The organism is Hyella patelloides LEGE 07179 (genome assembly GCF_900659865.1).
Lineage (GTDB): Bacteria > Cyanobacteriota > Cyanobacteriia > Cyanobacteriales > Xenococcaceae > Hyella > Hyella patelloides.
Genome location: NZ_LR213928.1, coordinates 1 through 15,897 on the forward strand (window position 1 = coordinate 1; position 15,897 = coordinate 15,897).

Below are 15,897 nucleotides of genomic sequence, written 5' to 3' on the forward strand. Positions count from 1 at the left end.
TACTTAATTGAACATTCTCTGATTTCCTTTTTGGCAATTACGCCTCATCCTACCCGTATTCGGGGTTTAAACTCTCGTCCGTCTACTTGGGGTTCGACTGTTTTCCAAGACCCGATATACGTTTTTATTTGTTCCGTTCGTTAGATTGTTGTGATGACTTAGGGCGATTCAATTTGCCTATCAAAATCTCTTGAGAGTGCAGCTACCAGTACAAAATGCTGCGAGACTTCCTTTGATGATGTCGGTATTGGTTGTTCAAGCTACCGCATTCCTATAAGACACTTTTCTAGAATCTGTTTACCCATATCATCTCCCCATTAGCGTCAGTGCGGCTACTTGTTTTGCCTCTGATTACGCCCTGCTGCACGCTTTCATCTGTAGGATTCCGAGCCTACTCGTGAGTGCCAGATAGGGAGTCAATCGCTCTCTTCGATGGTAGGGTTTTCACCTACATCCAATGAACAGTTCCAGTTATACTTTATGTTCATAACTGGGGTGGCTCTACCTCTGTAGTCTCTACAGTCTCGCACCATCAACAAATCGCACTGTACTCTAAAACAAACATATATTTATGCTAGCATAGTTAGCACAAATATATGTTTTAATTTGTAAATCTGGACTCGCTTATATCCCGTCGCGGGACGCGAGGGTTTGACGCTCGAAAAGATAAAATATCAATCCGCGATCGCTATAATGCTCAAAAATTGATTGCTTTATTAATTTAGAGCTTAATTTTTATTGTTCTGTCAGTTAAAAAATCAAATTTCCCAGAGTTATTTTTCACTTTTTAAGTGACTAAAAATTTTATGTAAAAACCTTGTAGCGATCGCATAAGTTGGTTTAACTCCAGTTTGTCCTAAACTCCCAGAAGCTAGTGTACTGCCAGTCATTAAGGGATTATCAGAAGCGTAGTAAACGTAACGCAAAATGACATTTTCATCAATACTCTTACGAATTTTAGCTGCTGCTTGAATTGCTTTCTGTAAATGCGCTCCTTCCATCTCCAAACCAATCACATTCCAAGAAGAACTTTTAAAGTAGTTTAAAACATCGGCATTCTGAAGAGAAGTTCCCAATACTGTTAATAAAGCTCCTTGGTGAACGGGAATTTTCGTCTCTTGAAAATCTTGTCTGCTCATTTCGTTCTCAAAAGGGTAGTTGTCTGCTGTCCCTTCAAAAATATGAGCCGTCGGCAACATTAAATCTCCCTGATTACCCACCAGAGTTCCCGCTTTGCCCGTCACCGAAATTGAATAGAGATTGAGTTTTTGAGATTTGCCCTCAATTTTATAAGGCTTGAGTAATTCATCGAAAAGCTCGAAAGCTTGCTCTCCAAAAGCGTAATCCATCACCAAAATAACTGGTTTATCTTCCTCAACCAATGCCCTATCAAGCTTCAATTCTGGAGAAAGTAAATCAAAAGGCAATAAAGAAGTATCAAAAATCTGGACATGAGTATTTGTCCCCGCTCGATCTTCGAGATAATACATTCCATGCTCTCTGGCAAATTCGAGTACTTCTTGGTTGAGATTAGCATTTTCTGGTAAACTCAGTTCGCGAGCAATTGCTTCAATAGTCTTTTCCCCTGCCATCTTCTGTTTTAAAGCGGGTAAGGCATAAAGACAATTCATAATGCTGTGTAGATTGGCACTGATAATATGTAGGGGACGTTGCCACAAATTTCGCGACCAGAGAAATTCTTTGACTTCGGTTGCCCACTTTTCCCCATGAATATGATGACCAATGCGCTCTCTTAGTGCCGAACTAAAGGTGATTTGTCGGTCTTTGTGAGGGGATGTCCCCACACTCGAAGGACTGGGCTTATATGCCCCGTGATGCTGCATCTCTTCAATTGCTAATCGTCCTAACCAATACACTATCTGAAATAAACTATTGTTATCAGGTTCTCCCTGGCGAAACCGACGCTCAGATTCCAGAGTTTCTTCAAAGGTTCGCCCCAACAACGTACTGGCGTAGGAAATAGCTTGCTCTCTAACTTCAAGTTCTTCAGTGGAAGGAGAAGGACTCGCTGTAGATGTCTGTCCGAAAACGATCTTTTCTAATTTTATCCATTCCTGTGTAGGATGACCCTCATCTAAAGCGTGCGCTCTAATTTTGTCCGCTTCGATATACATAAAAGTAAGGTGTGTGAGAATATCGTAAATTTCACTGCGTCCTCTGGTAATTTCAATGAGCATCGTTTCTTCATCAATGCGATAACAATTGCGACGACGCTTTGCGGGAACAATTTTTTCAAATCCCGAATTTTTGTAACCTTCGGCTGCAATCAACTGGATAAAACGACACCTTTCAATTCCTCTTGGTAAACGAGCAATTACATAAGCGAGTCCATTCAATTCTACTTTTTCCGAATCAGCCATTGAACCATAAATTTCAGGCTGTAAGGTCAACAAAGCTTCACTCAAAGCCGAACCCGAAATACCATCAGGCTTGTAATGTCCTCGAACGAAAAGATGGCGCATAATCACATAAATGCGCTCGATAGCAGCCCTAGATTCTTGGGCGCGAGAGCGTGGGGGAACTGATATACTCATCAAGATTCATTTTGATTGCTCTAAAAAGTGACATCTTCCAATGCTAAATCAAAGTTTCACTATTGTTATGCTTTTACTATAGCGTGGGCTTCCCAATATCACTATTGGGCATTGCTCTCCTAGACTTCGCGGTGAGTTGCGCCACTTATCTAACTCTGTCATTATATATAGCGTTACGTATTAACGTTAAGACGGGGCATCCCCTGCACCGCCCTTCGAGGAGTCCGCGTCATCTGGGGTCTCCCCAGATGCTTGCCCTAAAGGATACCGCTCCGCGACCGAAGGAAGTCCTTTAGGGCATATGTCGGACGTGACGGTGTCAGCCCCTTACATTTTTGGGCATTTTAATCAAAAAACTCATTACTCAATGACGAGTTACTTATTACTTCCGATCTCGTAAATTTTAATATCCCGATCTAATTTTGTACGGCTATATAACACTTTTGTAGCTATTTCTGTAGAATAAGGTTTTCGGGGAATCATTACTCATAGTTTTTTTGTACTTAGGCAGTAGATTTTAGATTTTTCGTACATCCTCTAAAGATTTTGACTCCTGACTTCACCATGAATCCCATTTCTATTTGGCATTCCCTTTGGCAACTAATTCGCTATAATCAACGGCTCTATTGGGCAGATACAATTCTATGGCTGTTTATTGCTGGATTACCTGCTCTCCCAGGTCTAATCATTCGTGAATTCTTCAATGCCTTGACAAACGAATCTTCGTTCTTACTATCAATCTGGGGATGGATTGCCTTATTTCTAGGGATCGGATTAGCTCGCATTGTTGCCATCTTTACGGGGTGCATTACCAAGACTCAACATCGCTTTACTATGAGTTCTCTCATTCGGCATAACCTGCTAATGGGATTAATGAATCGTCCAGGAGCAGAGCCTTTAACAGATAGGGGAAATAGCGATCGCTCTGTTTCACCAGGGGCTATAATTAGTTTTTTTCGAGATGATGCTTATCAGCTAGAAAATAATGTTGTATTTACCAATGAAATTTTTGGCGAAGCCGTATTTGCTGTTGGTTCGCTCGTGCTGCTGTTGAGCATCAATGCCCAGATTACTCTCTTGGTGTTTTTGCCGTTGATCTTAATAATAATTATTCTTCAACGTATTAGCGATCGCCTTAAACTCTATCGTCGTGCCAGCCGTCAGGCAACACAACAGGTGACTAGCATGGTAGGAGAAATGTTTTCAGCTGTACAAGCGATTAAAGTAGCCAATGCTGAAGAGAGCGTTTTGGCTCGTTTGCGTCAAACCTGCGATCGCCGTCAGCAGTTGATGGTACGAGATCGTCTACTTACGGCAATTTTGGAATCCAGCTTTGAAAATTTAGTCAGCATCGGTACTGGAGTTATTCTGTTATTTGCAGCCTGGTTAATGCGATCGCCAAATGATAGTCTTAGTGTTGGCGACTTGGCTCTATTTATCTATTATTTATCCTACATCACTAATTTCTTTGCCTTTGGGGGAGAATTTTTAGCTCAAACCAAACAAAGTGAAGTATCCTTAGAACGCATGGCAGGCTTAATCGATAGCGAGGGTTCAGGCATTACGGCACACCATCGGCTCTACTTAAAGCCTATCGCGAAACAAACTCCAAAACTACCTCGAATTCAATCTCTGCCTCTTCTAGAATCAGATCGTTTGCAAGACTTGTTGGCATTGAATCTAACCTATTGCTATCCAGGTACAAATCGAGGCATTACAGATGTTTCTCTTCGACTTAGGCGAGGCAGTTTTACAGTTATTACAGGACAGGTTGGTTCGGGCAAAACTACCCTATTGAGAGTGCTAATGGGATTATTGCCGATGCAGTCGGGAGAGATTTACTGGAATGGACAGAAAGTGAACAACCCCTCTCAATTTTTTGCACCGCCCCGTAGTGCCTATACGCCTCAAGTACCACAACTATTTAGTAATACCCTACGAGAAAACATTTTATTAGGACTGGAAAAAAGTAATGAGGAATTAGAAATGGCGATCGCTCTTGCCGTCTTCGATCGCGATCTTGCTACCATGCCCAACGGACTCAATACCCCAATTGGTGTAAAGGGGATGCGTCTTTCAGGAGGGCAATTACAAAGAGCTGCCACCGCCCGTATGTTAATCCGCCAACCCGACCTACTGGTATTTGATGACCTCTCTAGTGCTTTGGATGTCGAAACCGAACAAAAACTCTGGTCGCGTCTGTTCTCCATCCACTCAGCTAATCCTAACTGGACTCCTACCTATCTCGTGGTCTCCCACCGTCGTAGTGTTTTAGACTGCAGCGATCGCATTATCTTACTTGATCGCGGTAGGGTTGAGATGACGGGGACTTTTGACGATTTGCCATCAACCTATTTCTAGTAGGAATGTAATACTAGATTTAAAGGCGAAAGGAGAATTGCTATGGTTGCAACTAAGCAGTTTGCGGAGACTAGAACTTTACTGACAAATATTAGCTGGCAACCTTTTAAGGTTATGCTGCATGGTTTAATTAGGAGTAATTCTCATTTATGGGATACGCTTATTCCATGTTTCTTAGATTACATTAATCACTCTCATGGCAATTACAATTTACGATTCAGATTATGATGCACTCTGGCAACAAGCAAATCCATCATCTCAGAACTTAGAATCTGCTGGTTTTTCCGAGACATTACAGTTAGTTCCAGATCGCTTAGGACAAGGTTATGTTCGGTCGATTCAACTGTATGGCATTAATCTGTTACTCTTCAACTATCAGCTTCATGATGATGTATTTGTAATTTCAAAAGGTCAAGATACTAGCGATATTAGCCGTGAGTTTGGTTTTAATTTATCAGGCGATCGCAGTGGAAAGCGCACGGGAGAAAACTTTGTTGAGTGGGGAAATTTTGACGATCCAGATGAACATATACTGATTGCCTATGCTAAAGAGCCGATATTAAAGGTAGATATTCATTTAGAATCTGGTGAGATGTTAGGTCAAACGATCTCGGAAATTCTGGAGGAACTGCCCGCAGAAACCCGACAGCGTATTAGCGATAATAGCAATCTGAGTGATATAGATCGCATCACCCCGACAATGCAATCTGCATTGAGACAAATTCTTTATTGCCCATTTCAGGGAAAAACGAAACAAATTTACCTAGAGAGTAAATGTTTGGAACTTATCACTTTGAAATTAGAACAGCTTAAACAGAGGGACAAAAAAACAGGAAAATTATCTTCGCTTAAGTCAGACGATATTGATCGCATTCGTCTAGCAAAGACAATTCTCTCCGTTAACTTTGATAATCCACCATCTCTAATAGAATTAGCGCGACAGGTGGGACTCAATGATTGCACCCTCAAGCGTGGATTTCGTGAAGTGCTTGGTACTACAGCGTTTGGTTATCTACATAACTACCGTTTAGAACAAGCCCGTCAGCTTTTACAAGAACGTCGTCTTAATATCTCGGAAATTGCCCGCACGGTAGGATTTGCTAATTATACTTCTCTATCTAAAGGGTTTCGCAAAAAGTATGGTGTTTCACCAAAACAATATCAAACGCGATCTAAAAATTCCGTTTGAGGCATATTTTATTCCGTTCGGGATACATTTAAGGTTATTGACCTAACTCTCCATCTGATACGGTTTTGAGGCAATGTATCCTATCCAGAATCGGGAAGAACTTGAATTATTGAGTAAGCAATCCCTAAGATATCTTGGTATGGACAGGCAGTAGCAATAGCGATTAAAATTCTTCGACAACTAATAGTTATTCTCGCTCCCAATTTAAGTAAAGAAAGGCGAATTGTACCTACTGTAGCTTTGGCTAGAGAGGTTCTTTTTAAACAATTTTGACGGAAAGATTGTATCAGAACATAAGCCATTGAAGAAAGTCAAAGTCTTAATTGATTACTCATCATAGTTTGTGTTGAAGTGCGGTCGGCAAATAAATCTAATTGCTGCTCTTTTATGCGGTTTTCCATCTCACCTCTGGGACAATATTTATCAGTATAAAGTTTAGATGGAGGGATTAAGGATGCAGGTAAAGAGGTAACAACATGACGTATTTTTAACCCTTTATTCCCATGAGTAACTTTGGTCACAACTCTTCTACTTCGACTCCAAGATTGTTGTGTTTTATAGCAAAGAGAACGATACCAAGTTGCTGAGGGTACTAAATTTTTAACTTCTTCTAATTCTTCATTTGGAGAAAATAATGTCTCCATCAATTTTGTAACAGGTTCAAGTCTTGATTGATAATCGGCTTGAGCTTTTTCAATTACATCCGAAGCTCTTAATTTTAATTGACTATTAGTTGCCATTGCTAAAACATAATCAACTCTGATTTGTTCTTCACACCAGGCCATGATATCCTCACGAGAATAAGCACTATCTCCTCTAACTATGATTTGAGTATCTTTCCATTTTTTTCTAATTAATCCAATTACTCTTTTTAATTCTGCTAAAGCTCCTGTTGCTGGATCGACATTTGAAGAACGAAGCTTTGCTACCAACAAATGATGACCACAAAAAATGTATAAAGGTGCATAACATACTCCTTTATAATAAGGATTGAAAAAAGCCCCTTCTTGGTTTCCATGAACTTGGTCATCTGTTACATCCATGTCTAAAACAATTTGTTTCGGTGGTTTTTGGTAGGATGCTAAAAATATGTCCACAAAAGCTCTTTCAATTTCTTTGGGGTCAGGCTCAATTTTATGATAGCGACTTGATTTTTGATTGATAATTGTTTCGGGACAATATTCTGGTCTATTAATTGTACTTTTACCGGCTAAAACTCTTTCACTTGAGTCAATAAAATTTAATTTATCTAAGGCGATCGCTAATGCTGGATCGTGACGTAATTTATCATGATCGTTAACATCTTCATAGCCTAAAATAATCCCATAAACTCTTTGTGCTAGTAATTTATGAACTGAATAATTTGTATAGGATGAATCCCGATAATCTTGAAAATATTCGGCAAAACGAGAGGTAATTTTGAGCTTTTTATTCTTATCTGCTAGCAGCACAATACCTGCGTCCGAGGTGATTTTTCCTCCACTGAAATTAGCTATTACTTTTCTTCCTTTGATATTTCCCAAATTTAGTAGATTGGGAATATATTGTGTTGAATTAGGAGTCATTAAATAGACAAATTAAAATTACTTTTATCCCTAAATTATATTCGTTTTTTACTTATTTATCTTGTAAGATTTCTGGTGAAACTAAATATATCTGCGTCAATATTACGCCAAGTAAATTGCTTTTTGTTCAAACTCTAATTGATTCTGATGTCGGCTGGAACCCTCACAACACACTGTCGTTTGACAGCAGGAGCCGACATTAGGCTCAAACCTATATGCGGTAAACTTTCTGGAAAACGCGATCGCTTTTTGTGTGAGAAATACGGGCATTGCGCGAACCGTTTTATGAGGTTGCTTTTACGGCGGGTAATTTTGATTTTTACCGTCCTACTTTAGACTTTTCAGGACCTTTGACAGATAACGGAAATGTAGCATATCGCCTCAACGTGGCTTATGAAAATGCTGGGAGTTTTCGCGATAGTGTAGATACGGAAAGATTTTTGGTCGCACCAACATTATCTTGGCAAATCGGGGATGATACTGAGTTAAGTCTGGAATTTTCTTATTTAGACGACTCTCGACCCAGAGATCGAGGATTAGTAGTTTTGAGCGACAATGAAGTTGCCGATATTCCCTTCAGTAGTTTTTTAGCAAATCCCGAACTACAAGAAGATTTTGAGGAAACTCGTACCGAACTCTATCTCGACCACCGTTTCAACTCTAATCTATCTCTAAGTTCTGTATTACGGTACACTACTGCTAACGAAAGTGGTGCTACTTCAGAGATCGTAGCTGAGTCGGGAGACGATCGCAATTTTTTTGTGGGAACTGGCAGAACAGAACAATCCTACGAAACCTTGACTTTTCAAAACGATCTGATTGCTAAGTTTAACACTGGTTCGATCGAGCATACGCTCTTATTTGGCTTAGAATATGCTAGAGAATCTAATGAGTTTGAGAGTGAAGACAATCCAGAATTCCCGACGATTGATATTTTCAACCCCTCCGCTTTTGAACCACCAACAGCACCTTTTGAACCAGCATCCGATCGAGACACTGAAGATGAATCTTTCGGGATCTATTTGCAAAATCAGATTGCTATACTAGACAATCTTCAGCTATTGTTAGGCGGACGGTTCGATACTTTTAACAGTGAAATCACGAATAATCTTGCTGATGGTGAAACCTCAGAAACGGAAGCCGATGCCTTCTCCCCCCGCGTTGGCATTGTCTATCAGCCCATTGAACCAGTTTCCCTTTATGCAAGCTATAGTCGTTCTTTCACTCCTGTAAGCGGAACTGATATAAATAATGAGCCATTCGATCCTCAACGAGGAACGGGTTTTGAAATCGGGGTCAAAACTGAAATTATCAAAGACCGTCTATCTTCAACTCTAGCTTTATACGATACGACTTTAACCAACATCCTTACTGAAGATCCTAATGATTCTGATTTTTCCGTTCAAACAGGAGAACAAAATAGCCAGGGAATTGAATTAGATTTGACAGGAGAAATTTTGCCTGGATGGAATATTTTTGCGGGTTACGCCTATACCGATGGGTCGGTGACAGAAGATAATGTAATTCCTGTGGGCAACCGTATTAACAATGTGCCAGAGCATAATTTTAATTTTTGGACGACTTACAGCATACAAAGAGGTAGTTTGGCAGGATTGGGATTTGGTGCAGGTGTTTTTTACATTGGAGAACGGGCAGGAGATTTAGACAATTCGTTCTTTGTAGATGGTTATACTCGCGTTGATGCTGCAATTTACTACGAAAAGGAAAACTATCGTGCTGCCCTTAACTTTAAAAATCTCTTTGATGCTGAATTTATTGAAAGTGCAGAGAACCGTCGGCGAATTGCCCCTGGTGCGCCGTTTACTGTTCAGGGAACGGTTTCAGTAGAATTTTAATCAAAGCTGTTTCTATCTCCTCTGCTTATGCCTAGACTACGTCGTTATCTATCTTGGTTCATTTTAGGAATCTGTACCGTAATCTTAATTGTGGCTTGCGATCGCGGAGCGTACCTGGAAGGTAATCGCCCTCCTAATTCTCTGACAAGCGATCGCCCTACCCCTGCTAGTTCAGAATCTTGTCGTTTGGTGAGCCACGAGATGGGAGAAACAGAAGTTTGTGGTCAACCCCAAAAAGTTGCAGCCCTCAGTCCCCATATTCTAGACAGTATACTTGCACTAGGAGTTCAGCCTGCTGCCTATGCCGAATCAATAGATTTAAAAATTCAAACCTACGATAATCCACAAGAACAAATTCTCTATCCTGGTCAATGGGTAAAAACCCAGCCTATAGGAGTTGGCGATCGCTATTCTCCTTCTCTCGAACGTCTTACCCTTGTCCAACCAGATTTGATTTTAGGAGAAAAATTGTACAATCAGGATGAATATCCCAGCAGTTCTCATTTTGAAGGGAAAAAGAAAAAATGTTCTCTTGTAAAAATAGAGAACAAAGAAGAGAAGAGACTTTTGAAGCACAATTTAATTAAATATGTAATCCTAAAAGGGAAAAATGGTCACCAAAAACTAATATCAACTCAAAAACTGGGTTGATATTTGCCATAAAAGTCAATTGTGAGCCATAAAAATTAAGCATCACCTCCTCAAACTATTTTTAATATTTAACTAGAATTAGATGTGGAATTAAAGACATTATCAGTCAAAATAAAATTCCACAAATCTTGCCAAGTTACAAACCAAAAATACTTGAGTAATGCCCGAATGTCATTAAAAAAGCTGCGACGGCTGACTAACAAATCACGAACTTTCTTATAAGTAGAATTAGCTAAATCTCAAACTGAATGAAATAAAAAAGCTAACAAATTTAAACTCAACAACATCTCACATAAATTATTTTGACCATGACCTTGCATTATGCTCCAAGTTGTAACTATGATTTTTTAAAACATTATTACTTTCATTTTCAATTTTCCATCTACTTCTACCAGCTTTGACAATTTTTTCAACGTTATCGTTACTAATTTTATGATTAGTAATCCAACTATTTTGATAAGTAATTTCTTGTGTTTTTTGATTAATGATTGTGAATTCGCACCAATTAACTTGTAACGAATCATCTCCATCTTTTAGGGGGATTTTATTAGTATAACGATAGCGATAAATTAACTCCTTTCTTCCATTCCATTCTTTCTTTTCTAGAGTTTTAACTTCCCCACTTTTTTCTAAAAATTCTAGCCACTCATATAAAGTTTTATGTGAAGTTTCACGGGCTTCCCAAAAATAAAATTATAATCCTTTGATAACGCTAATTCACAGATAGGTTGACGAGAGTATAAGTCATCTCCTAAAAGAGTTACAGGATTATCATCTTGTTTTTGAGGATTTTTATGTAACCATCTTTTTACAGCAGCATTTTCACAATCTTGTTTCTTCGAGCCATCTGGTTTTTTGATAAACTCTGGTTCGAGACTAATTACCTGTTTCAGCCTTTGGTGAAACTACAGCAGGAATCACACAACCATGAAAATATGTTGTTGTTCCGTTTCGGTGATTACGAGAGTTACAATGAGGACAACTAATCTTTTTAGATGAAAAATATTCTGTTCCATCTAGAGCTATCAATATTTCTCCCTCTAAATAGAAAAACTTTTTCAGAACTTTTTTCTCTTTTAACCATTTAAAAATTTTCTGATAAACTGGATAAACTGTTTGAGCAGGAACGGGGTCTAATAAATTTCTTATTTGATTATCACAGGGGATTTTACTAACTTTAAATAAACTGTCAGCATTATTTTTTTGCTTCATCTTTTCCATTAACCTTTGATGTTCTAAAAATGAAGGTGATTGAGTCAAAAATATTGAAAATGCTGATAATACTCCATCAGATATTTCATACTTTTTGTTATTTCCCTGTTTTCGACTATCTGGTAGGTCTTCTAATTCTTTACTTAAAAAATTAATTAATTGATTAATTTCTATTTTTCTAACTTTTTGTACCATTTTATTTAATTCAATAGCTACAATCGCACTAATTTATAAGATTTTATAAATTTTTCTGTGCCATTAATCAAAAATTTTTGTTTGGTGGTTGTAGTTAGCGTAAATAACACGCTAACTTGCTGCTTCATTTCCTTTTTCTCGGCAAAATTTTTCTCTATTCCTTTTCAAAATGAGAATTGCTGGAGAAAAAATGGGCGCAAAAACCTTTACTCAAATCCATGCCAGTTTTTCAGCAAGGTCGAGTATTTTTTGTAGACAGTTATCTCTGGAGTGGTCATACTCGTGGACCATTAACTGACCAACTTATCTTAGAAGCTTTACCAGATTTATTGCTCGACAGCGTGAAGAATTAGACGGATAGTGGAGACAAGGGGACTAACAACTGACTTCTAAGCATTTTCTTGACTCAACCAAGCTTCTAAATCGTTCATTCCTTGAAAATCGAGCAACACTTTCCCCAGATTTTCTAACTCTTCTAAAGATAGATCGTTAAAGCGATCGCATCAAACATTGTCATTATCTTTTTCTAATATCTGAAAACTAATTTGAGTCTCTAGGAAAAATGCGATCGCCTGATTGCTCATCCGCTCTTTTTAAGCATATTGAAAATAATTAGCAATTAAAGTATCTTTTAAAGAAAAGTGGTTAATTTTAGCAATGACATACAAAATCAAATGCTCCTAGCTATCAACTATTAGCTTCTTGTTTGCCTTAATTGCTACTTGCTACTTGCTATCTGCTACTTAGAAAATGCCCATCACAATTTCCAAAAAAGATTACTGGGATTTAGTTTGCGAAACTCAACGTAAAAAGCATCTCAACCATAATGATAAATTTGACGTTACTTGGCAGTATCCAGAACAGTTAGGGCAAGGGACATACCGCGAAATTCAGCTACGACAAGGCGTAGAACTGGCAATTGACCGTTACCAGCTATACGATGATGTAATCGTGCAATCTTCTGAGCGATCGCATTCCTTAGAATATGAATTTAGAGTATCAGGAACACATACACCTGATTACATTGCTGCGGGACAATATTCATTATGTGGTAGTGGTATAGCTCCTCGCGAAAAGTGGGAACGTTCGGCAACAGAACCAATTGTGCAAGTAAGTGTTCACATCGAGCCAGAGGTATTTCAAACTTTTTTGGGCGATCGCGATTTAGCATCTATGGGATTGGATCATTTGATAAAAGAAAGCGATATCTATTATCAGCGTCGCGATACGACCACTATTGCTATGCAAACGGTACTACATCAAATCCTGCACTGTCCGTTTCATGACATTACCAAAAAGATTTATTTGGAAAGTAAGGTGTGGGAACTAATGGCATTATTAATTGAAGAGGAAAAAGAACGACATCAAAGCAAACGTTCTGCATTTACTCTAAAACCCGATGATATAGACCGTATTTATCATGCTAAAGAAATTTTGACACAGCAAAGCGATCGCCCACCATTGTTGCTTGATTTGGCGCGACAGGTGGGACTCAATGATTGCACCCTCAAACGCGGATTTCGCGAAGTGTTTGGCACTACTGCTTTTGGCTATTTGCACGACTATCGTTTGGAACAAGCCCGTCAGCTTTTATTGGAAAACCGTTTTAATGTGTCAGAGATTGCTATTCAAGTTGGGTTTGGCAGTTGCAGCTATCTGTCTAGAGTATTTCGTAGAAAGTACGGCGTGTCACCCAAACAATATCAAGCTCAATACAAAAATTCCGTTTAAGACAAATCTTATTCCGTTTAGTACAACTTTAGTGCTATTTTCATGGCTCTCCTTCTGATACGATTCCTCTATTAAGAATAGATATCAATAAATAGAAGGTGTTCTGCCTTTTATTTGAAGGTGTGTGGAGTTATGTTAAATCGTTGGCAACAGTTACTTATATTGACAGGTTTATTATCCTTTGCTGCAATGCCAGTTTTGGGAGCAGGGGAGACTGGGAGACAAGAGGGACGGGGAGAGACGAAGATATATCTCAATCCTGGAAATACGGCTATGGATTTGCTTGCTCAGGGGGTGACGCGGATTACAGGAGTTACGGTTAACCAAACTGATGAGGGGTTGGAGTTAGTTTTAGAAACGGTAGCGGGAAGTGAAAGATTAGTACCGTTAATTTTGCCAGTCGGTAATGACCTAGTAATCGATATTCTCGATGCGACTTTGGTATTTAAACTTAGGAATGGTGTGGAGGAACTGAATCCCACAACAGGAATTAGTAGGATTGCAGTCAACAGAGTAGATGACACCAGTATCCGCGTAACTATTACGGGAGAGAAGCAAGCACCAAGGGCAGAAGTAGTGCCTGGTAGGAATAATTTGGTGTTAAGCGTTACTCCTGATGGTGTAACAGCAGAAACCGTACCAGATGAAGAGATTGAAGTTATTGCTACAGGAGAGGCAGAGGGTGATGGTTATAATCCTACCAACTCCAGCACGGCAATTGGTACGGATACGCCGATAAGAGATACGCCGTTATCAGTTCAGGCAGTTCCTCAAGAAGTATTGAAAGATCGTAATGTTAGGGAATTAGGTGATGCGCTAGAAACCGTTCCTGGTGTAGTTGAAGCTGGGGGAAGAACAGGCAGTGTTTTTGGTCCTAATTTTAAGATTCGTGGTTTTAATGTAGGGGACGGAATTTTTCGCAATGGTATTCCTGCCAATTCATTAGCACCACTGAGTACCAACGATATCGAACGAGTTGATGTGCTAAAAGGCCCTGCTTCAGTTTTATTCGGTCAAGGAGAACCAGGGGGAGTTATTAATTTAGTAACCAAACAACCTCTGAGCGAACCTTTTTACTCGGTATCCTTTGGTGCGGGAAATTTTGATACCTATGAAGGAGCGGTAGATATTTCTGGACCTTTAAACGAATCAAAAACGGTCAAGTATCGTTTGAATCTATCCTATGAAAACTATGAAAGCTTCCGCGACTTTGTAAATGGGGAAAGATTTCTGGTTTCCCCTACTCTTACTTGGGATATTGGTGAAAACACTTCAATTAATTTTTTCGGTCAGTATATCAGCGAAAGCGAAACTACAGATGATGGCTTTCCCGCAGACGGCAGTATAATTTCTATTCCCAGTGGTGAAATTCCTCAAGAAAGATTTCTCAGCGAAGATTTTGCCGAGTTCGAGCAAGAGCAGTTTAGAATTGGTTACAGGTTAAATCATCAGTTTGACAATACTTGGTCACTCAGGCACACACTAGAATACAGCGAATACAATCCCAATCGATTTGCGGTCTTTCCTGATGAATTCAATCTAGATACAGGAGAATTAACGCGCAATGAATACGGTACAGATGAAACATACACCAGACTGTTTGCCAGCGTTGATGCGATCGCCGAGTTTAATACGGGTTCAATAAAACACCAAGTTTTGTTTGGCACAGAATACATTCACGATACCAGAGACTCAGGCTTCGATATCGGCGATCCTTATCCTTCCATTAATGTTTTTAATCCCGTTTATACTAATGAACCGTTTGAAGTTAATCCCAATTTCTTCCGAGATGACAATCTTGATTCGGTGGGTGTCTATCTGCAAGACCAAGTTGAGCTTTTATCTAACTTGATAGTATTAGCGGGAGTTCGCTTTGATTATGTCGATCAATTCCGTACTACACAAGATTTAGGTGAAGAAAGGCAAGAATTCAAGCAGGACGACAGTGATTTTACTCCCCGTTTCGGTATTGTTTACAAGCCCATCGAACCTATATCGATCTATGCTTCTTATACAACTTCCTATAATCCAGCTTTTGGTAGTAGCCGTAACGCTGATGATTCGCTTTTTGAGCCTGAGACGGGAAGACAGTTTGAGGTGGGAGTCAAAACAGATATAACCGATGAACTCAGCTTTACCTTTGCTGCTTTTGATATTCGCAAGCAAAATGTCAGAACAACCGATCCTGATGACCCTTTATTTGACATTCAAACAGGAGAACAAGCCAGTCGCGGAATTGAACTAAATCTCAGTGGTGAAATTGTACCTGGTTGGAACATTACTACTGCCTATACCTATCTCGATGCTTTTGTCAGTGAAGACAATACCGATATTGTCGATAACGGTTTACCTGGCGTTCCTGAAAGTCAATTTAGCCTCTGGACTACTTAGGGTTTGCTGAATAACTTGACAACCTTGAGCAAATAAAGGTTACAAGGATTTTGGGCGCAGCAAAAAGTTAAGTAAAAATGGCGAAAAACCCCTAAAATTGGTAAAAGACCCTTGCACTTATCTCAGCAAGAACAAATGTACCGTAAAACTAGCCAGTCGGAGCTTACCCCAGAAAATTTTGAATTACCCTT

8 protein-coding genes and 3 pseudogenes are annotated in these 15,897 nt (G+C 39.3%); 7 read left to right on the forward strand and 4 right to left on the reverse strand.

Annotated features, from left to right (window positions below; all coding sequences use genetic code 11):
* Positions 1–773: 773 nt before the first annotated feature.
* On the reverse strand, positions 774–2,555 hold the full coding sequence (locus H1P_RS21505; RefSeq protein WP_144871201.1) for a DUF6909 family protein: 1,782 nt from the start codon (positions 2,553–2,555) through the stop codon (positions 774–776).
* A gap of 564 nt (positions 2,556–3,119) precedes the next feature.
* Here H1P_RS21505 and H1P_RS21510 point away from each other — a divergent pair.
* Positions 3,120–4,916, forward strand: coding sequence for an ATP-binding cassette domain-containing protein (locus H1P_RS21510; protein WP_144871203.1), 1,797 nt, complete (start codon positions 3,120–3,122; stop codon positions 4,914–4,916).
* A 196-nt stretch (positions 4,917–5,112) separates the two neighbouring features.
* Positions 5,113–6,105: an AraC family transcriptional regulator gene (locus tag H1P_RS21520; RefSeq protein ID WP_144871205.1), complete on the forward strand. Its 993-nt coding sequence runs from the start codon at positions 5,113–5,115 to the stop codon at positions 6,103–6,105.
* A gap of 80 nt (positions 6,106–6,185) precedes the next feature.
* Here the strand turns inward: H1P_RS21520 and H1P_RS21525 are convergent.
* Positions 6,186–7,670: pseudogene (locus H1P_RS21525) on the reverse strand (IS1380 family transposase).
* Between the two features lie 269 nt (positions 7,671–7,939).
* On the opposite strand from H1P_RS21525, the gene H1P_RS21530 reads away from it, so the two are divergent.
* Both H1P_RS21530 and H1P_RS21535 read left to right on the forward strand, forming a co-directional pair.
* Positions 7,940–9,526, forward strand: a complete 1,587-nt coding sequence (locus tag H1P_RS21530) for a TonB-dependent siderophore receptor (protein ID WP_186376071.1) — start codon at positions 7,940–7,942, stop codon at positions 9,524–9,526.
* A 27-nt stretch (positions 9,527–9,553) separates the two neighbouring features.
* Entirely contained in the window at positions 9,554–10,177 is a 624-nt protein-coding gene (locus tag H1P_RS21535; RefSeq protein ID WP_186376072.1) for an ABC transporter substrate-binding protein, read from the forward strand.
* Positions 10,178–10,419: 242 nt separating this feature from the next.
* Here the strand turns inward: H1P_RS21535 and H1P_RS21540 are convergent.
* A pseudogene (locus tag H1P_RS21540) lies at positions 10,420–11,584 on the reverse strand (transposase); the annotation flags it as partial.
* A gap of 176 nt (positions 11,585–11,760) precedes the next feature.
* Here H1P_RS21540 and H1P_RS21545 point away from each other — a divergent pair.
* A complete protein-coding gene (locus H1P_RS21545) occupies positions 11,761–11,937 on the forward strand; it encodes a hypothetical protein (protein ID WP_186376073.1) in 177 nt (58 codons plus the stop codon).
* Between the two features lie 36 nt (positions 11,938–11,973).
* On the opposite strand, the pseudogene H1P_RS39445 reads toward H1P_RS21545, so the two are convergent.
* Positions 11,974–12,084 (reverse strand): annotated as a pseudogene (locus tag H1P_RS39445) (DUF4351 domain-containing protein); the annotation flags it as partial.
* A gap of 250 nt (positions 12,085–12,334) precedes the next feature.
* On the opposite strand from H1P_RS39445, the gene H1P_RS21555 reads away from it, so the two are divergent.
* Complete coding sequence (locus H1P_RS21555; RefSeq protein WP_144871209.1) at positions 12,335–13,315, forward strand: helix-turn-helix transcriptional regulator; 981 nt, start codon at positions 12,335–12,337, stop codon at positions 13,313–13,315.
* Between the two features lie 132 nt (positions 13,316–13,447).
* Entirely contained in the window at positions 13,448–15,706 is a 2,259-nt protein-coding gene (locus H1P_RS21560; RefSeq protein WP_144871211.1) for a TonB-dependent siderophore receptor, read from the forward strand.
* Positions 15,707–15,897 lie beyond the last annotated feature (191 nt).

Bases quoted from the DNA above. Each gene is read 5' to 3' on its own strand.
- H1P_RS21505 (WP_144871201.1), bottom strand. From the start codon at position 2,555: ATGAGTATATCAGTTCCCCCACGCTCTCGCGCCCAAGAATCTAGGGCT.
- H1P_RS21510 (WP_144871203.1), top strand. From the start codon at position 3,120: ATGAATCCCATTTCTATTTGGCATTCCCTTTGGCAACTAATTCGCTAT.
- H1P_RS21520 (WP_144871205.1), top strand. From the start codon at position 5,113: ATGGCAATTACAATTTACGATTCAGATTATGATGCACTCTGGCAACAA.
- H1P_RS21535 (WP_186376072.1), top strand. From the start codon at position 9,554: ATGCCTAGACTACGTCGTTATCTATCTTGGTTCATTTTAGGAATCTGT.
- H1P_RS21555 (WP_144871209.1), top strand. From the start codon at position 12,335: ATGCCCATCACAATTTCCAAAAAAGATTACTGGGATTTAGTTTGCGAA.
- H1P_RS21560 (WP_144871211.1), top strand. From the start codon at position 13,448: ATGTTAAATCGTTGGCAACAGTTACTTATATTGACAGGTTTATTATCC.